Genomic DNA, 21,379 nt, shown 5'->3' on the forward strand with positions numbered 1-21,379 from the left:
CCGACTCCAAGTCAAACTTATTCTCCTATCTCTTTCCCTTGGCTCCTCTTTTGTTTTCGCATCTTGACTTGGATTCGACTCCAACTTTTATGATGAGCTCTAACAGGGAGAAGTGTCCCGACCATATAAAGGAGGAAATGTATATTGGACTCGAATCGACGCGACATTTCACGCGGTTAACTGCGCCTAGTGCCCGCATCAGATTGGAACTGCAATGATTAAAAAATAGGAGTGGACATCTATGGACCGTAAATATCAGCCTTTAATGGAGCCGTATCGTTTTAAGAATGGTATCCAAGTAAAAAACCGCATCGTTCATGCACCGATGACAATATCTTATTCTAAGCAAGACGGTACAGTATCTGATGAGTTAATCGCATATTACGAAAGTCGTTCAAATGGAGTTGGAATCGTTGTCACTGGGAGCGCCATAATCTCACCCAACGCCAAGGTATTTGGCGGCGAATTAGCGGCTGATCGCGATGATCTAATCCCAAGTTTACAACGCCTGGCGACAGCCATTAAGAAACGCGGGGCAAAAGCCATTCTGCAAATCTTTCATGGTGGTCGTGAGAGTTCGCCAGAATTGGTACCGAACCGTGAGATTGTCAGTGCGAGTGCGGTTGCTAAAGAAGGATCGAGCGTGATCCCTCAAGAACTCCAAGAGAAAGAAATTGTGGACATTATTCGAGCATTTGGCGATAGCACTCGTAGGGCAATCGAGGCTGGTTTCGACGGTGTGGAAATTCATGGGGCAAACCGATTTCTTATTCAACAATTCTTCTCCCCATACACAAACCGACGCGATGATCGATGGGGAGGAAATATAGACAAACGTATGGCATTTCCACTCACTATTGTAGATACAGTAAGAAAAGTGGTGGATGAGTATGCGAAACAGCCGTTTCTTGTGGGGTATCGGTTATCGCCAGAAGAAGAGTTGACGCCCGGTATTACCATGGCCGACACACTTATATTGGTGGACGCCCTCGCAAATAAAGATTTGGATTATTTGCATGTCTCTTTAATGGATTTTTGGTCTAAACCTAGACGTGGCGTAGAGGACAATCGCTCCAGAATGGAGATTATTAACGAGCTCGTGAAACAAAGAGTTCCCATTATCGGCGTAGGATCGATCCGTACGCCCGACGAAGCGCTTAGAGCGTTACAATCGGGAGTTCCATTTATTGCGCTTGGACGAGAACTGATTATCGATCCAGATTGGGTTGAAAAAGTAACTCTGGGTAAGGAAAACGAAATTCGTACAGAGTTAACTTTAAATGATCAAGCAAAATTAGGGATTGCTGATTCGTTATGGCTGAAAATCATCAATACTCCAGGATGGTTCCCTATCTCAACTAAAATTTAACAGACTGTAGCTACATCACAGTAAATGCTACTGCTCTTAAAGACATATATACATTTGTGACCTTATACAAGAAAAGAGACCCCGAGGGGTCTCTTTTTCATTGATATGACAGGCTTTTGGGGCCTAATGTTACATCATGCCGCCCATACCGCCCATGCCGCCCATGTCAGGCATTGCTGGTTTTTCTGGTTCTGGCTTGTCAGCGATAACCGCTTCGGTTGTCAGGAACATAGCCGCAACGGAAGCTGCGTTTTGAAGAGCGGAACGCGTTACTTTCGCAGGGTCAACGATACCTGCTTCGAACATGTTCACCCACTCATCCGTAGCAGCGTTGTAGCCGATACCGATCTCTTCTTTTTTCAGACGCTCTACGATAACAGAACCTTCTTTGCCAGCGTTTGCTGCAATCGTGCGGATTGGCTCTTCCAGAGCGCGCAGAACGATATTCACGCCTGTTTTCTCGTCGCCTTCTACTTGAACAGCAGCAACAGCGTTGTATACGTTAACGAGCGCCGTACCACCACCGGATACCATACCTTCTTCAACCGCAGCGCGAGTTGCGTTCAGGGCATCTTCAATGCGCAGTTTGCGTTCTTTCAATTCCGTTTCAGTAGCCGCGCCGACTTTGATAACCGCTACGCCGCCAGCCAATTTAGCCAGACGCTCTTGCAGTTTTTCTTTGTCGAAATCGGAAGTGGTTTCTTCCAGTTGGTTGCGGATTTGCTTCACGCGAGCTTCGATGTCTTCTTTGTTGCCAGCGCCATCCACGATGATGGTGTTCTCTTTGGTTACGCGCACTTGACGAGCAGTACCCAATTGATCGATGGAAGCTGTTTTCAGGTCGAGACCGAGCTCTTCCGTAATCACTTGGCCGCCAGTCAATGCAGCGATATCTTGCAGCATCGCTTTACGACGGTCACCGAAGCCAGGAGCTTTAACAGCAACAGCGTTGAACGTACCACGCAGTTTGTTCACGATCAGCATCGCTTGCGCTTCGCCTTCGATGTCTTCCGCGATCAGAACGAGCGGTTTGCCTTGCTGTACGATTTTTTCAAGGATCGGCAGGATCTCTTGCGTGTTGGTTACTTTTTTATCGGTGATCAGGATGTATGGATTCTCAAGAACAGCTTCCATTTTATCCGTATCGGTGATCATGTATGGAGAGATGTAGCCGCGGTCGAATTGCATACCTTCTACTACTTCCAGCTCCGTCAAGAAGCCGCGGGATTCTTCAACGGTGATAACGCCGTCTTTGCCCACTTTATCCATTGCTTCTGCAATCAGTTGACCTACTTCATCGTCAGCTGCGGATACGGAAGCGACTTGAGCGATTTCCTGGTGGTTTTTAACTTCTTTTGCGATGTTTTGAAGCTCAGCCACAGCTGCTTTAACCGCTTTGTCGATACCCTTGCGGATGATCATTGGGTTTGCACCAGCTGTTACGTTCTTCAGACCTTCACGGATCATGGCTTGAGCCAGAACCGTTGCCGTTGTTGTACCGTCACCGGCAACATCGTTGGTTTTGGTAGCTACTTCTTTAACAAGCTGAGCACCCATGTTCTCGAATGCATCTTCCAGCTCGATTTCTTTAGCGATGGTTACACCGTCATTCGTGATGAGCGGGCTTCCGAATTTCTTCTCAAGAACCACGTTACGGCCTTTCGGTCCGAGTGTTACTTTAACTGCATTTGCCAAAGCGTCTACACCGCGAAGCATCGAGCGACGGGCGTCTTCACTGAACTTAATGTCTTTTGCCATGGTATTACATACCTCCCTAGTGGATTATGAAATAGTGAAACAAAGATATATTCAGGCGTTCATTAGCCTAAGATCGCGTGGATGTCGCTTTCTTTCATAATCAAATATTCTTTACCTTCGTATTTGATTTCTGTTCCAGCGTATTTGGAGAAAATGACGCGGTCGCCTTCTTTAACTTCCAAAGGTACACGTGCGCCGTCTTTCAGGGAGCCACTGCCTACAGCAATAACTTTACCTTCTTGCGGCTTTTCTTTAGCAGAGTCAGGAAGTACAATCCCGAATGCCGTAGTTTCTTCTTGTTCGATCGGTTCTACCAATACGCGTTCACCTAAAGGTCTGATCATGAAAAAATAGCCTCCTTTAAATATGTTGTGATGCTTTTTTCAAAGCTTTATGTATTAGCACTCGACAACCCTCAGTGCTAACAACCAATTTTATGATACTCAAGTTGTCTTAAAATTTCAAGTCCTTTGCATGATTTTTTGATCATTTTTTTGCAATCCGGCCTTAGGGAGGGGTTGTCCCTAAACCCCCTTCTCCATTGTATCCATGACCAGCTAAAATATGCCTGAGTCTTAAGGGACACTGTGCGGCTGGAACTATAGATCCAGTCATCATTCTCGGAAAATAAAACAGCCCGAAATCAGGGCCCTCCCTTAGGAAGGGTGCCATCTTTCAGACTGTTTAACGTTCAGCGAAATGTCCGTCCCCCATCGCTTAAAGCCTAGGGTCGATTTCCTTTTCTTTCTCCATCTCGAACAGCAGCTGCATCGCAATCGCTTGGTAATCCCCGTGGCTCGGGGAAATCTCGTCATACTTTACCCCAAGCATGCGCTTTCCAAGCTGATGCTCGGCGATCGAAGTGCGGAGCTTCTTGTGCGTGTTTTTTTGTTTCAACAGCTTCGCGTATTTATGCGGAAACCGGTAATCGTAACCGTAAATGATCGAGAGATATTCGGGATTTCGCACCTTTAGGTAAGGGGCAGCGTTCTCCCGCTCCTTTTCCGGTTTGATCACAACGCCTTCCATTCGGTTCCGGGTCGTCAGCGTGGAGAAGAAAGCCTCCGCCTGTTCATAGCTCTCCCGCTCACGCAAATCCAGAACCAGAATCTTGTCGTCATTCAGGAAACGGAACATGGCCGAGGTATTCATATCAGGCATGACTTCTTCTCCGGTATCCCGAATTTCTTTCAGAATGGCAAACGGCTTGTAATCCAATTCCGCGTCCCCCGCATAAAGTTCGAGCTGCTTCTTGTACATGCGATAAGCTTCCTCATGCTTCTCGAGCGGCACATAAGCTTTCCGAACTTCCCGTATATATTTATACGATTGATAGCTGCTCGAGCCATGCTTCTCTATAAGCGCGGACTTGGATAGTCGAAACTGTTCATTCTCAAAGCCGCTTGCGTCATAGGCAGTGAGCAGCTGAGCGTAAGCCTCCTCAAAACCCGTCTCTTTCAGAAACCTTGTTTCCGACTCAAGCGCAGCCGCAATCGGTTGAAATTGCCTGTCGATCAGGCCTTTCCCGAGTGCCCTCCATGGCAGCAGCTCCCCATCCAACAGCATCATTTCGATCCCTTGGGCCTGCATATGAGGCGAAAATCTCTCCAACAGCCGTTCGTACACCACAGATAAATCAATCCCGCTGATTCGGTAACCGTTACGGCTGACGGCATAGCAGCGCTTAAGGTCCCGGAACAGATAGATGCTGCATCTGGAGCCCATATATTTAGGCTGGAGCACCACATGTTCAATCCCTTGGTCCTTGTAATAATCGAGTCCTTTTGCGAGGGACTCCAGTTCTCCCTTAGCCAAATCCTTATCCGCCGGCGACATCGTTCCGGAAATAAAATTGATTTTATGCTCCGCGCAATACAACAATCTTCGCTGGGCTTCGCGGTCTAAATCCCGAAGATCGATGCTGCTGCGCTCTGATCTGGCAAATAAATCCGGCAATTGTTCATGAAGGAACACAGGGTCTTGTTCCCTAAACGGCGACTTAAAGCTGCGATAGACCGGTTTTTGACCGATTTGAACGGCCGTCAGCATATGCCCGTGCACACTTCCCGTATCGATGTGAATTTTGTTCTTGATCCGAAACGGTCTCACCGCGGCGACATGACCGAACACATGGTAAGGATGATTGCTGACCGCTTCTTCGCTTAAAAATAGAAGCTGCTGCTCAGTCGTGACTTCCGGGTTGCTCCGTTCCAGACGGAAGGAACGCTGATGGCGCAGGGAATTCGAGTCGAGTTTACCGACATATTTATTCCGGCAAGGAGCATGGGTTACGTAATAGGAAGGTCCCTGCTGTCCCACATATCGATAAAATGGCTTAGCCCGGCCTACAAGTTCATCGAAGCGCTCCCGCAGCGCTTCATCTTGGCCTAACGTTTCCGTAGAATCAAAGTAGGAACGCAGCAGCTCCGGCTCGGCCCCCTTGATCTCTCCCTTCAGGTACTTATAAACGAAGTTCTCATGATTCCCCATAACGAAAAGGAAATGCTCCATATTGTCGTAGAGGAAATCGATCATGGCCCGGGTTTGCTTCCCTTTGTCGATCCAATCCCCGGCCAGAATGATCCGGGTGTTTCGCAGTTTCTCCGGAACGGATAACTTTCCGTCCGTCATCCCGTAACCATAACTCCTCAAAAGCCCCTGAAGCGCGTCCACACGCTCGTGCACGTCTCCGATCACAATGTATTCCATATCCTGACTCAGAATCGAGGACAGATACTCCTCTTTATTGTCCACAATCACTTCGTAAGCAGGTTTCGCCAACTCCTTCTCCTTGTTAAGAAAATCCTTCGCACGCACTTTATGAATGGCATCGTATCCTTCCCGTGCGAGGACGGGGAGCACCTCCTTTTTCAAGCGGCTAATATGCGTGGATATCAGCTTCTTGGAGCGATCGGAGGCGTAGTAATCCTCCCGTTTCCGGTAATCAAACAGAATGACTTCCACACGGTAGTTGTTCTCATGCGCGATTTCAAGGACCTTGCCCCGGAAATCATCGGCCAATGCCGTTGTATCCACTACAACAAAGTCAGCCTGAATCGGAAAAGAAGTCGTCAATCTAAGCCGCTCAAATAATAACTGAAACGCATGCGAGCTCGCCTCCAGCATCACCTGATCGTATTTATCATAATCATAACCGAGCAGCTCCTGACGAATGGCGTCCGATGATAGGTACTGGACATTGCTCCTGTAGTTGCGCTCAGGGTATTCCCACTGCAAGGATGGAATCAGGATTTCCTTCGCAAACGTCGTTTTTCCGCACTCTGTCGGACCGACCAGCATAAAAATCGTATGCATTTTGGTATGCAATTCCATGGCCTTACTCCCCCTTCCTCGTAACAATCATTCCCTGCGTTGTATGCATGCCGTCCACACTGTCACCGATCATCACATACTCATATTGAACGCCCAGATTCTGCAGGATTTCGTCACACCACGATCTAAACTTCTCCTGCCCCATTTCCCACTTATGATCATCATGCCTGAAACCATCGAGCTCATAATACGGGTTGAAATCGGCATTGGGCGTCGTAATGATCAGCTTCTCGAACCGGATCTCCTGCACGACTTGGCGGATGAGGTCCGCCGCTTCCGCTTCCGGCATATGCTCGATCACTTCGGTCAAAATAACGTCTACGGACTCATCGTCATACCCCTCAAGAAAGTGAGCGATCGACGGAAAGGTCACCAGATTGTCCAGCCCCTTCGCTTCCGCTTTACGCTCTACCACTTCCAGCAAAGCTTCATTAATATCTACCGCATAATAGGTTTCCTCTATTTTTCCGGCAAAAGAAAGGGCGTAAAAGCCTTCACCGCAGCCGATATCCAATATCGGCTTGTTGAATGGCAGCACTTGAGCGATGTAACTTCTGCGCTGCATAGCCGTGTTTCCATATGCAAAATTGATGCTGTATCTAGGCGTAAACTCAAGCTCCTGCTTGAACTGCTTGAATCGATCCCGATGATTCAGAAAATTGCGCACGAACAGACTTCGTATGTAGTAGGGGGCATCGATGACATTCAGACTGCGAATGTGCTTTTCAAGCACTTTATCCGAGGTATCGAGATATTCGCTCCCGAACATTGCCAGGAACAGGCACAACACATTGACCGTATGCAGCAGATGGTACAGGCTCTTCCCGGTGGTTATGGTGAGGGCATAGCTTTTATGGGCTTCGTGCCGAAGCAAGAACGAGTATTCCTCGAGATGCTTTTGAAAAAATTCAATATAACGCGTCTTCTCAATATGAATGAGATTGATGTAAAAAACATGCTCGTGTCCCTCCGTGTCCCGTTCATCGTGCTTTTTGAAGGGAGCTGCAAAAAACTCGTTAATGGCAGCCAGCGGAAACAAAGGTGTATTATAACGGGACACGTTCAAATACTCGAAGCTCTCCCCTTGGTGCTGTTTGAAGGATATCTCGTTATCCGCATCCTTGAAATACACGTTAAACGCAGCTGACTCGGAATACCATCCGTATGCCGTTCCTTGCCTCACGCTCCGAAGCTGCATGCCGGAGTTCGGGTTCTTCTTCATGAGAAACGAAAACTGCGGATTCGTTGATGTGAGCTGTATAATTGCCAAAATGACTCTCTCCTTTCGTCAAACCGTGAATGACTGCGGTCCACCGGTTCCCCATGCTTCAACCAGCGCGTCCCGAAACAAAGCATCCAGCCTTTGATCCAGATCCGTATCTTGATGCTTCTTATCCTTGGCTAGCAGCTCATATTCGTTCAATTTCTCTTCAATGAATGCATTAATGTTAGGAAGCCTCGGTTCAACATTCATCTCTTCACCTGAACGTTTGCGGAGAAGCAATTGATCAATCTCCTGTTTCAGCGCACTTCCCTGATTTAATAGGCGATTCGTAAGCAGCTCGAATTCCATGGGAGGCATCTCGTTGTAGGTTTGAATCCAGTCGCATGCCAGGATCGGACGCAGGACATAGAAATATTTTTTGATCTTAACGTCTCCCCCTTGCAAATACATCCGGTAATTGCCTTTAGCCATGTTCAGGTAGTGGTGCATGCAAGATTTTGGCGAGAACGCAAGCGGAGATATGCTGCGGATTTGCTGGGCGATGCCAAGCGTCTCCTTATACTTGATGGGGGACTCCAGCCATTCGAGCAGGGGCGGATTCGACTTGCGAAAAAGCCCCAGCGCTTTTTTCAAATCCCAACCGCTCATATCCAGCCTGTCACTGATCGGCCGCTCAATCACATCTCGCTTGTCGAAGATCGATAAATACCACTCCACGGGTCTGATATAGATAAACCTTACGTCATAATCGCTGTCTGTCGACGGAAAGCCCCAGGCCCTGCTGCCTGATTCGCAGGCATACAGGATAAGGACGCCTTCCTCCCGCTCAATTCGCTCAAGTTCTTGCTGAATCGTCGAATTCATTTCCTGCGATATATTCATATCTGGTATCTCTCCTTCTGTAGCTGCCGTCTGATGTCCGATAACCTTATTGTCCTCCACACGTTCCAATTTCAACAGGGCGAAAGTATGGCGATAACAAAAAGATGTTATAATTTCCATCCTTTATGCAGTTCCCTATCCTTGCTACAATAGTTACAGACAGCATCACGTACGATCTAATATATGACTTGAAGGAGGGCGCCATGGCTCGGGAAAGCTTCGATAAAGAAATCCAGTTCCTTCGCATTCTGGCGCTGGCCGGAGGAGCATACAACCGGCAACAACTGGCCGATCGACTCGGTATTTCGGTACATACCTATGACAAAACGCTTCGAAATTTAAAAAATAGGATTGAATCGCTTCAGCCGCAGCTCTCGGAAGAACAAAGTCTCACCCTATCCGAAGGCCTGCGCTATTCATACTATGAAACCGCAGATCCGCTCCTGCTGCTGTTGTTCCGCGGCAAATCGCTTAAGGCATCGGAAAGCTTGAGGCTGTCCACGATCCTCACCCAGCTGCAGCATCAGCAGTTAACCGCCAAAGAACTAATCGACCTATGCGGCGATCACTTGCCTGACGGGGAGTCTCTGCCGGATGAGAAGACGATACGCAGAGATCTCAAATACCTGGAGGAAGTCGGAGTCATCGTGAAGACAGGCACAGACCGGCCTTACCGATACAGGGGCGCCCGTGATCTGATCGATTCGTTGTCGGATGACGAGCTGCTTGATCTCTACGACTATGTGGACGTCATGTCGAATACGCAGATCCCGTCCGTGCAGGGTTATATGCTCAGGGATAACTTAAAGCGGGTTTTGCGGAAGCGTGACATCGCTGCGCACTCAACCGCTGCTTATATTTATAAATATCATTATCCTTCACGCATATTGGACGAAGCGCATCTGCATACCATTTTTCAGGCCATTACCAAAAGAGCTAGAATCCGATTCCTGTACTTATCACCCAAAAGCACTTCACGCTATGCTTCCCAAAATACGAATCCGCTGTTCCACAGGGAGTCCAAAGGGCTTCGGGAAACGGTGCTGCCGCTGCGCGTGATATATGACCATCAATACGGCCGTTGGTATCTGATCGGTTATAACGGCAGACAAGGTCTCATGAAGTTTCGTATGGAGGGATTGACTCAGATCGAAGAAGGCGATGTGGTTAAGGAAGAGGTCTTCCAGCAGCGCCTGGAGGAGGTGCTGGCCGAATTCGAGAATAGTTGGGTTACCGATACCCGTAATCCCACCAAGGTCGTGGCCAGATTTTTTAACCCGGAGGACAGCAAAGTGAATTTCGTGCTGAACCGGGTTAAGGCGCAAGGGCAATGGGGGACCGTTACGATAGAATCCGACGATTCATTTCTATATGAAATCGAAGTGAACGGCACCAGCGAAATCAAGCCCTGGCTCCGGAGCTTCGGCTCCAGCTGCGAGGTGCTCAAGCCCCGCTCCCTTCGCCTGGAGTTCATCAAGGAATGGAAGGAGATTGCCGCTTATTATGAGCCAGAATCCATTCGAGAAAATTTTTAATTATCAGATTATGACGCGGCTTGAGGAAACTGACTCGATTGCCATAACCGCTCAAGAACGGGGATGGCTCAAAATGATGCTGGTGCACCCTGAGGCAGCTAACGCCTTTACGCCTGAAACCTTAATGCGTCTCGAACAAATCCTTCACATGGAGCATAGCGGTGCCGAGATGAAGGAGATTATCCTGGAGAAGGCCAAGGGACAGGAACGAAGCGTATATCACCCGCATCTTCGCACCTTGCGAAGAATGATCATGCAGGATCAGGGCTTTCGCTTAAGCTATCGAACGAAGCTCGGAGAAACGCGCAGCAATCAGTCCGGTTTCCCGTTCAAATTGGAGTATTCCATGATCAAACGGGAATGGATGCTGATCTGGTACAGCAAAAGCCGAAGAGGACTCATGTACACGAAGCTGGATCATATTCTATATATCCAAGGGACCTCACTTCCGTCTTTTCGAATCGATCGCATCAAGGAACGGCTGCAGAATCTGATGGAAAATCGCGAGAAGCAAGCCCTCATTGAAATCCATCGCCGATACAACGGGGAATTGTCACGGATTCTGTACGCTTTCTCCTGTTTTGACAAGACCGTCCATTATGATGAAGATTCCAATACCTACCGCATTAAAGTCTCCTATTTGAAGGATGAGTGCGACTTTCTGCTCTCCCGTATTCGCTTTCTCGGACTGCGGGTAAAAGTCGTGGAAGGAAACACGCTGCAGGCCCGAATGCAGGAAACCGCAGCGATGGCGCTGGCTAGATATGCGCAAGATGAACGTCAGGACGATATGAATAGATCCCTATGAGACCTGGAGCGAATGCACTTATGAAATTTGATTTCTAACCATTCGATCCTCCAACAAAAAACAACCCGCAAACCATACTCCCGTGGGGATTGGTTAAGCGGGTTGTTCTTATTCTAAGTAATCCTATTTTTCCAAAAAACGTCACATTCCATCCTCTTCGTCTACCCGTATGTACCGGCTGTCCCGTTCCATGTCCGCCTCTAGCTGCTTGCGGTAGATCACGGAAGACAGAAACACGCTGAATTCGTACAGCAGCAGCAGCGGAATCGTGACCAGGAAATCCGATATGAAGTCCGGCGGCGTAATGACAACCGCGATGAATACGAGCGCGAAATACGCGAGTTTGCGCATTTTTCGAAGCCGCAGCGGATTCAGAATGCGAATTTTCGTTAAGAACATCACCACAAGCGGCAGCTCAAACAACAAGGCCAGCGGCAATACGAGATTGAACATAAAATTCAAGTAATTGGTAATTCCGTAGGTTTCCTGAAGCCCCATGCTCTGGGTAATCGTTGTCGTGAATGACAGCGTCATCGGAAACACGACGTAATATCCGAACGTGATCCCTACAATGAACAGAAGAAACGCATAAGGCACGTAACGAATGGCCGCTTTCTGCTCTTCTTTGCGAAGTCCCGGCTTGACGAACGCCCACAGCTGATAGAAGATCAGCGGAACGGAAATGACAAGCGAGAAAATGGCAGCGATTTTCATATAGATCCCGATACCATCCCAGAAGGAGAAGGCGTGCAGCTCAAAGTTCTTGGCTTCTTCAGCCGCCGTCAAATAATGATAGATCGGGTCCGCAACAAAAAGCCCGCCGATCAAACCCGCTACGAATACCACGAGCACAATAATAATTCGTTTGCGAAGCTCGCCCAAATGCTCAACAAGCGCCATATCTTTCACTTGCTCCGACAAGTTAACCACCACCCTGTATGTGACCCTGACAAAACAAAATCCCTCCCGAAGGAAGGGACTTCAAGCCTTGCTTTATTTCTATTCCGGAAGACGCTTGTCTTCAACCTTGGTTGGCTCAGCGACAACGGCTTGTTGGGGAGCCTCTTCTTTCTTCTTCGCCGGTGCATCGTCAGCAATAATCTCCCGCGCACCGTCCTTAAACTCACGGAATGTTCTTCCGACCGCACGTCCAAGTTCAGGAAGCTTGTTCGGTCCGAACAAGAGCAGCGCCAAAATAACGAGCAAAATAATACCCGGCACTCCAATTCCACTCATATCTATTCTCCTCCTCGTCCTGCTCAATGCCTTTAAAAGGACTTCAGGATGATCTAAATCCGTCATGCCTTGCACTACAACAGGTGTTAACTAATGACCATAATCCGACTACTACAGTTGAAACAAGCTCATATACCGCCATCATACCATAATGTAAATCACATATACAGTCTAGAAACGTGACAGTTTATTTACATAATTATCTAGTAGATACTCTCTAGAGCTGCTCCCGATATTGGCCCGTTACCATTAGCAGTGCTTCCGGAAGCTGATCCATAACCGCCGCCAGATTCTCGTGCACGCCTTTGGGCGAACCCGGAAGATTAACAATCAAGGTACGGCCGCGGACGCCGCATACGCCCCGAAACAGCATCGCGCTCCGATTCTTCTGCATGACAGTAGCGCGCATCGCTTCCGCAATGCCCGGCACTTCGCGTTCGATGACCCGCTTGGTCGCCTCCGGCGTAACATCCCGGACCGCCAGCTCCGTTCCGCCAGTCGTGAGGACAAGGTCCACTTGATAATAATCCGTAAGTTCGATCAATGCCGCAATAATTTCATCCGGCTCGTCCGGTACGATCCGGTATTCAATAATTTCTCCGCTCAGCTCTTCTTCCACCAATTCCCGGATCACTTGAGCGCTCGTATCCTCGCGTTCCCCCCGCGAACCTTTGTCGCTCGCCGTCAGGATCGCCGTTTTCCACACCATCTGCCCTCTCTCCTTCCCACTCGTCCGAATCTCCTATCTCTATGCATTCCTATGTTGTTTCTTGTATGTAATCCCCGCTCTTTCCTCCTGTTTTGCTTACCAGGTAAGTCGGGCCGATGACCATGTCTTTTTGCAAGGCTTTGCACATGTCATAGACCGTCAGCGCAGCGGCGGAAGCTGCTGTCAAAGCTTCCATTTCAACACCGGTTTTGCCTGTGGTCTTCACAGTCGTTTCTATATATAACTCATCTCTAGCATTATCGCTGAACTCCACATTCACGCCGGTCAACGGCAGCGGATGACACATGGGAATCCAGTTTGACGTGTTTTTGGCAGCCATGATAGCCGCAACCTGCGCTACGGCAAGCACATCTCCCTTGCCAATTTTCCCCTCCTGGATGCGAATCAGCGTATCCGGGTGCATACGAACCGTAGTCTTCGCTACCGCTGTCCGGGCTGTTACATCCTTATCACTGACATCCACCATGCGTGCTCTGCCTTGGCCGTTAAAATGGCTCAATTCCATCTCTTATCCCTCCGCTGCAGGTCTGGCCGTTGCCGAATGTCCCAGCTCCGTAACCAAACCGTCCAATACCCTATCATGTTCTTCCATAGGGACATGCTCCAAGACCTGAACCTCGTAACCGATTCCCATCCACAAAGGTTCACCGATCTGAGCGTTGTCTTGCGCTCCCTGACTAAGCCTGTCCGACAGCCGGTCATAATAACCGCCTCCGTATCCAAGTCTTCCGCCCTTCCTGTCAAACGCAAGCCCGGGCACCCAGATGATATCAGGTCCGGAATGATTCCATTTCTGCGACCGCAACGGATCTGGCTCCGGAATGCCGTAAGCTCCGGGAATCAGCTCATTCCATGCCTGAAGTTTATACAATTCCATCGAACGGTCTTGGGGCAGACTTCGGGGAACGATAACCTGAATCCCCTGCTTCCACGCCCATTCAACCAGCGGCCGGGAATCCAGTTCGGAGCGAAAGGGGACATAAATCATCATGCTCTGAAATTGAAACCGATTCATGACCTCTGAAGCAAACTTGCAGGCTTGCTTCGAACGCTTCGAACGCTCTCGCCCGGATAACTCATCCCTGCGTAATGTCATCACTTTGCGCAGGGCTTCTTTTGCGGATACCCGCTTCAATTCTTCCTCAGGGTTCAACACGTGATCTTTCCTCTCACGCTTATAATTAATTTTAGTTTACCACTGTTCCTTCCTTTAGCCAAGAATGCCGGAAGTCGCCAATCATGGTCGATTGTTCGGCCATTTTCATGTACACTTACTTTAAGATATCAGAACGTATAAACTTCAAAGCATGACCATCCTGAGAATGTACGTCGGTAAACGTTTTTCTTAAGAGATAAGATTGTTTATACATCAGAGGCTCCCCTCCTTATCTCGCAAGAAAAACTCCCGCTATATGCGGTCTGTCTTCTGAGAATGTACGTCGGTAAACGTTTTTCTTAAGAGATAAAAATGTATTAACATCAGAAGCACCCTCCTTATCTCGCAAGAAAAACTTCCGCTATATGCGGTCTGTCTTCTGAGAATGTACGTCGGTAAACGTTTTTCTTAAGAGATAAGATTGTTTATACATCAGGGGCTCCCCTCCTTATCTCGCAAGAAAAACTCCCGCTATATGCGGTCTGTCTTCTGAGAATGTACGTCGGTAAACGTTTTTCTTAAGAGATAAGATTGTTTATACATCAGGGGCTACCCTCCTTATCTCGCAAGAAAAACTTCCGCTATATGCGGTCTGTCTTCTGAGAATGTACGTCGGTAAACGTTTTTCTTAAGAGATAAGATTGTTTATACATCAGGGGCTACCCTCCTTATCTCGCAAGAAAAACTTCCGCTATACGCGGTCTGTCTTCTGAGAATGTACGTCGGGAAACGTTTTTCTTATAATGAAGAATTAATGGTACAAACATATAGAATGATGGAGGTTTCACATAACATGCTGCTGCAAGCCAATGGCATCACGAAATTATACGGAGTTACGCCCGTCCTTGACGGGATCAATCTGCAGGTGCTTGAACGCGAAAGAATCGGTCTTGTCGGAGTCAATGGAGCCGGGAAATCGACCCTGCTCAAAATTTTGGCAGGCGAGATGTCTTATGATGGCGGACAAATCTTCAAGGCTAAGGAAACCACCGTTGGTTATCTTGCCCAGAACAGCGGGCTTCAGTCCGATTCGTCGATATGGAACGAGATGCTGGATGTCTTCGCTCCCCTTCTGGAGATGGAGCGCGAGCTGCGTCAGATGGAGGAACAAATTGCCGACCCGAAGTCGAGCGAGGATCCGAAGAAATACCAAGAGCTTCTGGATCGTTATGCGATCCGTTCGGACTGGTTCAAGGATCAGGGCGGTTATGAGATCGAAACACGTATCCGCAGCGTCCTTCACGGCATGGGATTTGGCAGTTTTTCGCCGGACACCTCCATTGCCACATTAAGCGGCGGGCAGAAGACAAGGCTGGCGCTTGCAAAAATATTGCTGCAGGCACCTGACCTGCTCATGCTGGATGAACCGACGAACCATCTGGATATCGCGACCCTCACCTGGCTGGAGGATTATCTGCGCGGCTATTCCGGTTCATTGCTGGTCGTTTCCCACGACCGCTATTTCCTGGATCGGCTTGTAACGACCATCGTTGAGATCGAACGCCGTCATTCCAAAAAATATACGGGCAACTACAGCCGGTATATTGAGCTGAAGGCAGCGGAATACGAATCCCAGCTGAAGCAGTACGAGAAGCAGCAGGATGAGATTTCCCGGATGGAAACCTTCATTCAGCGGAATCTGGTCCGGGCCTCCACGACCAAGCGCGCACAGAGCCGTCGCAAAGCGCTGGATAAAATGGAACGGCTGGACAAACCGCTGGGAGATTTGAAGAAAGCACACTTTTCTTTTGAAGCCGAATATATGTCAGGCAAGGATGTGCTTCATGTGCGGGATCTGGCGCTTTCGTTCGAGCAGGACAAGCCATTGTTCCGTCAGGTTTCCTTTGATCTCAGCCGCGGGGAAACCGTAGCTTTGATCGGACCCAACGGAGTGGGCAAATCGACGCTCCTGAAATGCCTGATCGGTACCATGAAGCCAACGGCGGGATCGCTGCAATGGGGTACAAAAGTCAAGATCGGCTATTACGATCAAGAGCAATCCGAGCTGAATCCGAGCAATACCGTTCTGGAAGAGCTATGGGGCACCTATCCGCATATGGAGGAAGCCCGCATCCGCACCGTTCTGGGCAACTTCCTCTTCAGCGGCGAAGATGTGCTCAAGAAGATCAGTTCCTTAAGCGGAGGGGAAAAGGCCCGCGTATCGCTTGCCAAGCTAATGCTCCTTGAAGCCAACATGCTCATCTTGGATGAGCCGACGAACCATCTGGACTTATTTGCCAAAGAGGTTCTTGAATCAGCACTCATGGATTACGAAGGCACTTTATTGTTCATATCCCATGACCGTTACTTCCTTAACAAAATGGCCGAGCGAATCATCGAGCTTCATCCGGACGGCATTCAACATTTCCTGGGTAATTATGACGACTATACGGAGAAAAAGCAGGAAATTATCGATATGAATGACGAACCTTCCGAGCCGTTTGCTCGTCACACCCTGAAACAGGAAGGAAAAGCCGAAGTTGCCATCGAGAAACAGGGAGCCGTTTCCTTTGAAGCCGAGAAGCAGGCCAAACGGGAGGAGCGAAACCGTCAGCGCAAGCTCGCAAGTCTGGAAGAGCAAATCCATGCTTTGGAATCGGACATAACCGAGTTAGAGGCCGAGATGACCCTGCCGGAGATCTATCAGGATTATATGGCACTCCAAGAACGCCAGCAGTCGTTAGAGGAGAAAAAGAGTCAGCTTGAGCAAATTTTTGCCGAATGGGAGTCATTGCTGGAAGATTAAAAAAAGTTCACAAAAGTGTTTCAAATGGAGTTTTGCATTTATACACAAACTTATCCCCAAGAATGGTGCATAAGTTTACCATGAAAATGGCCGAAACGGCCATTTTTTTGTTGTTATACGCGCACTCCTGGTCCTATATCCAGCTTTATCCACTAAGTTATTCACATTATCCACAGTTTCCACCGGAAAATTTGAAAATCCTGTCCCCTCTTTTCAGCGTCTTGCAAAAGACCGATTTATCGACATTTTTCTCGCTTATGCACAATTTCAGGCGAATATGTGGATAACGTTGTTCACAACTTGACAGAGTTATATGTCTTATATAATGGACTTCTATATAGACTTATCTCTTGTTATCTGCAAGTTTTTATCGAGCTTGATTATGAAAAAAAGCGACCCTCCTCCATCCGGTTCGGAAGGTCGCTTGTGCCATCAATCATAGAAGCGTTAGACGCTAAGGTTCCCTATTCAGCTTTTCACCTAGACCGACATCAACGCCGAGTTGCATGCAGCAACGTATGCCAGGCCTGCAGCCATAACGATATCCTGATGCACAGCCGTTCCGCGGAAGATCTTGCCCGCCTTCTCAACCGTGACCGCCGCTTCGGCATGCGCGTCTTCGCCGCTGCTTAACGAGTGGAGCTCCAGATCGCCAAAGCGGATATCGCTGCTAATTCCTTGGCTGATTGCCGAGATAACGGCTTGCACCGGACCGTCCGCCACGCTGGAGTAAGTGGCTTCCGTTTGCTCGCTCAGATGACGCAGCGTGATTGCCGCGACCCGGCTGCTGCCCGTTCCCGAGATGACCTGGGCCTCGATCAGCTCATATACTTGGGCTGGTTTGCCCAAAGTGCTGCTCACCATTTGCAGCAGCTGATCATCGCTGACCACCTTCTGACGATCAGCCGTCTCCTTGAAGGTATCGTACAAGGACTCCATCTCGTCTCCATCAAGCTGAACACCGTACCGGGCAAGACGATCCTTCAGCGCATGACGACCGGAATGCTTGCCCAGCACAATCATGCTCCGCGGAATCCCCAGCTTTTCCGGATCCATAATCTCGTAGGTGCTTCGGTCCTTCAGCAGACCGTCCTGGTGGATGCCGGACTCATGCTGGAAGGCGTTCCTGCCGACTACAGGTTTATTAAAAGCGATCGGAAAATGCATCGCACCGCTAACGAGACGAGATACTTCATACAGCTTCTCGGCCGTAATGCCCGTCTCTGCCCGCAGCATGTCACCCCGGGCGGATAGAGCCATGACCAGCTCCTCCAATGCGCAGTTGCCTGTACGCTCGCCTACCCCATTCACGGTAACCTCGATTTGGCTGGCGCCATTCTCAATCGCGGCCAGGCTGTTGGCCACAGCCAAACCGAGATCATTATGGCAGTGGGCGCTATAGGCGACCGTCTTTCCGCCACGGGCGCCTTCCCGCACACGTCGGAACATCTCGCCATATTCATTCGGAAGCGCATATCCCACCGTATCGGGCAGATTGATTATCGTTGCACCCTCTTCAATGACGGCTTCCACCATCTCAATCAAGTCGTCAATGCCGGTACGCGAGGCATCCATCGCCGTAAATTCCACCACGTCGCTGAACTGCTTCGCATAAGCTGTCATCTCACGTGCCCTTGCCACTACATCCGGACGACTCATGCGCAGCTGGTGTCGAAGATGGATGTCGGAAGATGAAATAAACAGATGGATTCGCCTTTTGGCCGCATCCTGGGTGGCCTTGACGGCAGCATCAATATCCCCTTTCACGGCCCGTGCGAATCCGCATATCTCGACCTGCTGCAGCTGTCTCGAGATGGCCTGCACAGCGGCAAACTCCCCGGGACTAGACACTGGAAATCCGGGCTCCATCACATCTACGCCCAGCTCAGCCAGCTTTCCGGCCAGCACAATTTTCTGTTCTGGCTGCAGGCTTGCTCCCGGGGCCTGTTCCCCGTCCCGCAACGTTGTATCGAATATTTGGATGGTTCTCATGGATTCACTCATTTTGCATACTCCTCCTTGGTTATGGTATGACCCGATTTCCTACGGGAACGTTGTTGTTTAGTCTGTTCCATATGTTCGCTTTACGTCCGCACGTCGACTTGCGTCCGCATCCCACCCTGCTGCTGCCGGCAGCAAAAAAGCCCGCCATCTCTTCATATAAGAGACGACGGGCTTAGACCCTCCGTGGTACCACTCTAATTGACGCGCCTAATTTCGCAGCTGTTCCTTCGCGACATATGCACGTCCACTCACTGTCCATGATCTCCTCATACCGGCCGGTCATGAAGAGAATGGACGTCCTGATGACGGAGGAAACTCCGTAAGAGAGTACAGCTGCATTCAGGGTCGTTGGGCTGTCTAGCTCCATCAACCGATGCTTGCTGCTGTTCCCCTCTTCCGCTCCCGGGCGAGATTCGAAGGTTGCTGCCGCTGCGTTACACCAAACCCGCAGCTCTCTGTAGACGGCTCCCTTTTACTGCTCCCGTTCATTGCGTTTATTCGATATGTTGTTATGCTGACTATCATATCCTTCGGATCACTATATCCGTAGATTCCGCTTTTATCATCTGCGGATTGAAAGTGAAGCTCTTTATCAGATTGATTCGTATTTAGCTGTCCAAGCATGCAAAAAAGCCTGCCATCTCTTATTCAAGAGACGACAGGCTATCCTATCGCGGTACCACTCTTGTTGACTCTAAGCTCCCGGGATCATCATGCTGTCTCCCGAACCTAAAGCCCCCTCCATCGCCAAATCACAAATGATTTGTGCGGAGCCATTCTCACGGAGGCCATCCCGTAGCAAGGTCAAACTCCGCAATTCAATCCGTGCCTGACCGGCACTTCGCTGCGCAAGGTTCCCCAGCTCCGCTCCCAGGTGAGTTCAGGTCCCTCTCGTCTGCGTTGCACCGTCCCGCAGCTCTCTTCATCCAAGGTTCACCTTACTGATCCTGTTCTTCGCGTTTCAACATTCTGGAATTTGATAAAGATTATACGTCCTATACAAATACGTGTCAAGTGGCTTTAGCTTAATGGCTCCGCCCAAAGCTCCAGTGACATTTGCGGGTCGGCCTTCATATCGAGCGGCGTAAAGCTCCCCTGCTTCCATTTCAGATGCGCCGCGGCAGCAATCATCGCTCCGTTATCGGTACAATACTGAAATGGCGGGATCGTCAGCAATATCCCTTCCTGCTCGCAGCGTTCAGCCAAGGCTTTACGGAGTCCGCGATTGGCGGCAACGCCGCCGCACAGCAGCAGCTGCTTGGCATCATATGCTCTGACCGCACGAACCGCCTTTTCCACGAGCACTTCGACCACGGATTCCTGGAAACCCCGGGCTATCGCTTCCGTCCGGACTTCCTCTCCACGCATTTTGCTCTGATTGACGACATTTAATACAGCCGATTTCAGACCGCTGAAACTGAAGTCGTAGGAATCCGGCTCCAGCCATACGCGAGGAAGCTCCACAACCTCCTCGGCCTCCAATGCCATTCGGTCGACATGCGGACCGCCGGGATATGGGAAGCCAAGCGCCCTGGCCACCTTGTCGTACGCTTCGCCAACCGCATCATCCCGCGTCCTGCCGATCAACTCAAAGCTGCCTTCGTCTTTCATGTAGACTAGCTCGGTATGACCGCCGGAAACCACCAGCGCCATGCAAGGGTAAGCGATATCGCCCACAAAACGATTGGCATAGATATGACCCGCAATATGATGCGTGCCAATCAGCGGCTTGCCGAGCGCAAACGCCAGGCTTTTAGCAGCCATAACGCCAACGAGAAGCGCCCCAACCAGGCCAGGACCCTGCGTTACGGCGATCGCCGACAAATCCTTCATTTCAATGCCGGCCTCAGCTACGGCTTGTTCAATAATTAGCGTGATACTCTCCACATGCTTGCGGGAAGCCACCTCGGGCACCACCCCGCCAAAAGCTTTATGCGTTTCAATCTGGCTCGCAATGACACTGGACAAAACCTCGCAGCCATCCTTTACAACGGCAACCGAGGTTTCATCGCAGCTCGTTTCTATCGCCAATATGCAGCTGTGCTGCCGGTCTACTCTTTCTTCATTCATGATAGCCTTTGACTTCCTTCCTCGCCATCGTCCTCCCGATAAGGGGGCAGATCTGCCCACATGATGAGTGCGTCTTCCTGATTATCGGAATAATACCCCTTCCGGACACCGGCTGGTTTAAACCCTTTTTTGATATATAAGTGCTGGGCCACGTGATTGGATACCCGGACTTCCAGCGTCATTTTCTCCATTCCCATATAGGCAGCAGTCTTCATCAATTCCGTAAGCAGACGATCGCCCCACTTGCGTCCGCGGTACTGCTCCAGAAGCGCAATATTTGTAACGTGCGCTTCATCCACGATCGTCCACATGCCTGCATATCCTACCGTTTTGCCTTCGTACTCCATAATCATATAACGTGCAAAATGATTCAATTTCAGTTCATTGTGAAAAGCTTCCTCGGTCCAGGGCACGGTGAACGCTTCGCGCTCCACCACGAGAACCTCCGGAATATCCTCCAGGGTCATCAACCGAAAGGACAAACCGTCTTCACCATCTACCGGCTTCTTCTGCTGATTCATGACGAA

General features: G+C 49.6%; 17 protein-coding genes and 1 other annotated feature. Of the genes, 4 read left to right on the forward strand and 13 right to left on the reverse strand.

Annotation, left to right across the window (positions count from 1 at the left end; genetic code table 11):
- The first annotated feature begins 241 nt into the window (after positions 1-241).
- Positions 242-1,369: an NADH-dependent flavin oxidoreductase gene (locus BJP58_RS14355; RefSeq protein ID WP_194544442.1), complete on the forward strand. Its 1,128-nt coding sequence runs from the start codon at positions 242-244 to the stop codon at positions 1,367-1,369.
- A 129-nt stretch (positions 1,370-1,498) separates the two neighbouring features.
- Here the strand turns inward: BJP58_RS14355 and groL are convergent, their stop codons facing one another.
- The 5 genes from groL to BJP58_RS14380 all read right to left on the reverse strand — a co-directional run bounded on the left by groL (position 1,499) and on the right by BJP58_RS14380 (position 8,567).
- Positions 1,499-3,127 carry a chaperonin GroEL gene (gene groL, locus BJP58_RS14360; protein WP_194544443.1) on the reverse strand — a complete coding sequence of 543 codons (1,629 nt, stop codon included), beginning with the start codon at positions 3,125-3,127 and terminating at the stop codon, positions 1,499-1,501.
- Between the two features lie 62 nt (positions 3,128-3,189).
- Positions 3,190-3,471 carry a co-chaperone GroES gene (gene groES, locus BJP58_RS14365; protein ID WP_006212454.1) on the reverse strand — a complete coding sequence of 94 codons (282 nt, stop codon included), beginning with the start codon at positions 3,469-3,471 and terminating at the stop codon, positions 3,190-3,192.
- A gap of 373 nt (positions 3,472-3,844) precedes the next feature.
- A complete protein-coding gene (locus BJP58_RS14370; RefSeq protein ID WP_194544444.1) occupies positions 3,845-6,460 on the reverse strand; it encodes a metallophosphoesterase in 2,616 nt (871 codons plus the stop codon).
- A gap of 4 nt (positions 6,461-6,464) precedes the next feature.
- The gene (locus tag BJP58_RS14375; RefSeq protein WP_194544445.1) at positions 6,465-7,730 is read right to left on the reverse strand and encodes a methyltransferase domain-containing protein; all 1,266 of its coding nucleotides are present in this window, start codon (positions 7,728-7,730) and stop codon (positions 6,465-6,467) included.
- 18 nt (positions 7,731-7,748) lie between these two features.
- The gene (locus BJP58_RS14380; protein WP_194544446.1) at positions 7,749-8,567 is read right to left on the reverse strand and encodes a nucleotidyltransferase domain-containing protein; all 819 of its coding nucleotides are present in this window, start codon (positions 8,565-8,567) and stop codon (positions 7,749-7,751) included.
- A gap of 203 nt (positions 8,568-8,770) precedes the next feature.
- Here BJP58_RS14380 and BJP58_RS14385 point away from each other — a divergent pair, with 203 nt between their 5' ends.
- Both BJP58_RS14385 and BJP58_RS14390 read left to right on the forward strand, forming a co-directional pair.
- Positions 8,771-10,102 carry a helix-turn-helix transcriptional regulator gene (locus BJP58_RS14385; protein ID WP_194544447.1) on the forward strand — a complete coding sequence of 444 codons (1,332 nt, stop codon included), beginning with the start codon at positions 8,771-8,773 and terminating at the stop codon, positions 10,100-10,102.
- On the forward strand, positions 10,071-10,910 hold the full coding sequence (locus BJP58_RS14390; RefSeq protein WP_194544448.1) for a WYL domain-containing protein: 840 nt from the start codon (positions 10,071-10,073) through the stop codon (positions 10,908-10,910). The genes BJP58_RS14385 and BJP58_RS14390 overlap by 32 nt, the downstream gene beginning before the upstream one ends.
- Before the next feature lie 141 nt (positions 10,911-11,051).
- On the opposite strand, the gene tatC is transcribed toward BJP58_RS14390, so the two are convergent.
- The 5 genes from tatC to BJP58_RS14415 all read right to left on the reverse strand — a co-directional run bounded on the left by tatC (position 11,052) and on the right by BJP58_RS14415 (position 14,032).
- Positions 11,052-11,831: a twin-arginine translocase subunit TatC gene (gene tatC / locus BJP58_RS14395; RefSeq protein ID WP_194544449.1), complete on the reverse strand. Its 780-nt coding sequence runs from the start codon at positions 11,829-11,831 to the stop codon at positions 11,052-11,054.
- Between the two features lie 78 nt (positions 11,832-11,909).
- Entirely contained in the window at positions 11,910-12,146 is a 237-nt protein-coding gene (locus BJP58_RS14400) for a twin-arginine translocase TatA/TatE family subunit (protein ID WP_071222526.1), read from the reverse strand.
- Between the two features lie 217 nt (positions 12,147-12,363).
- Positions 12,364-12,855 (reverse strand): MogA/MoaB family molybdenum cofactor biosynthesis protein, encoded by a 492-nt coding sequence (locus tag BJP58_RS14405; RefSeq protein WP_071222524.1) that lies wholly within the window; start codon positions 12,853-12,855, stop codon positions 12,364-12,366.
- 49 nt (positions 12,856-12,904) lie between these two features.
- Positions 12,905-13,381 (reverse strand): cyclic pyranopterin monophosphate synthase MoaC, encoded by a 477-nt coding sequence (moaC, locus tag BJP58_RS14410; RefSeq protein WP_071222520.1) that lies wholly within the window; start codon positions 13,379-13,381, stop codon positions 12,905-12,907.
- Between the two features lie 3 nt (positions 13,382-13,384).
- A complete protein-coding gene (locus BJP58_RS14415) occupies positions 13,385-14,032 on the reverse strand; it encodes a 5-formyltetrahydrofolate cyclo-ligase (protein WP_233355077.1) in 648 nt (215 codons plus the stop codon).
- A 793-nt stretch (positions 14,033-14,825) separates the two neighbouring features.
- Between BJP58_RS14415 and BJP58_RS14420 the strand changes: the two genes are divergently transcribed.
- A complete protein-coding gene (locus tag BJP58_RS14420; protein WP_194544947.1) occupies positions 14,826-16,778 on the forward strand; it encodes an ABC-F family ATP-binding cassette domain-containing protein in 1,953 nt (650 codons plus the stop codon).
- Positions 16,779-17,258: 480 nt separating this feature from the next.
- On the opposite strand, the gene BJP58_RS14425 is transcribed toward BJP58_RS14420, so the two are convergent.
- From BJP58_RS14425 to rimI, 3 genes are all read right to left on the reverse strand, one after another.
- Positions 17,259-18,782, reverse strand: a complete 1,524-nt coding sequence (locus BJP58_RS14425; protein WP_194544450.1) for a 2-isopropylmalate synthase — start codon at positions 18,780-18,782, stop codon at positions 17,259-17,261.
- A gap of 156 nt (positions 18,783-18,938) precedes the next feature.
- Positions 18,939-19,280, reverse strand: a binding site (T-box leader).
- A gap of 522 nt (positions 19,281-19,802) precedes the next feature.
- Positions 19,803-20,852 (reverse strand): tRNA (adenosine(37)-N6)-threonylcarbamoyltransferase complex transferase subunit TsaD, encoded by a 1,050-nt coding sequence (gene tsaD, locus BJP58_RS14430; protein ID WP_194544451.1) that lies wholly within the window; start codon positions 20,850-20,852, stop codon positions 19,803-19,805.
- A complete protein-coding gene (gene rimI, locus BJP58_RS14435) occupies positions 20,849-21,373 on the reverse strand; it encodes a ribosomal protein S18-alanine N-acetyltransferase (protein WP_194544452.1) in 525 nt (174 codons plus the stop codon). The genes tsaD and rimI overlap by 4 nt, the downstream gene beginning before the upstream one ends.
- Positions 21,374-21,379 lie beyond the last annotated feature (6 nt).

It is taken from the genome of Paenibacillus sp. JZ16, from assembly GCF_015326965.1.
GTDB lineage: Bacteria > Bacillota > Bacilli > Paenibacillales > Paenibacillaceae > Paenibacillus_AQ.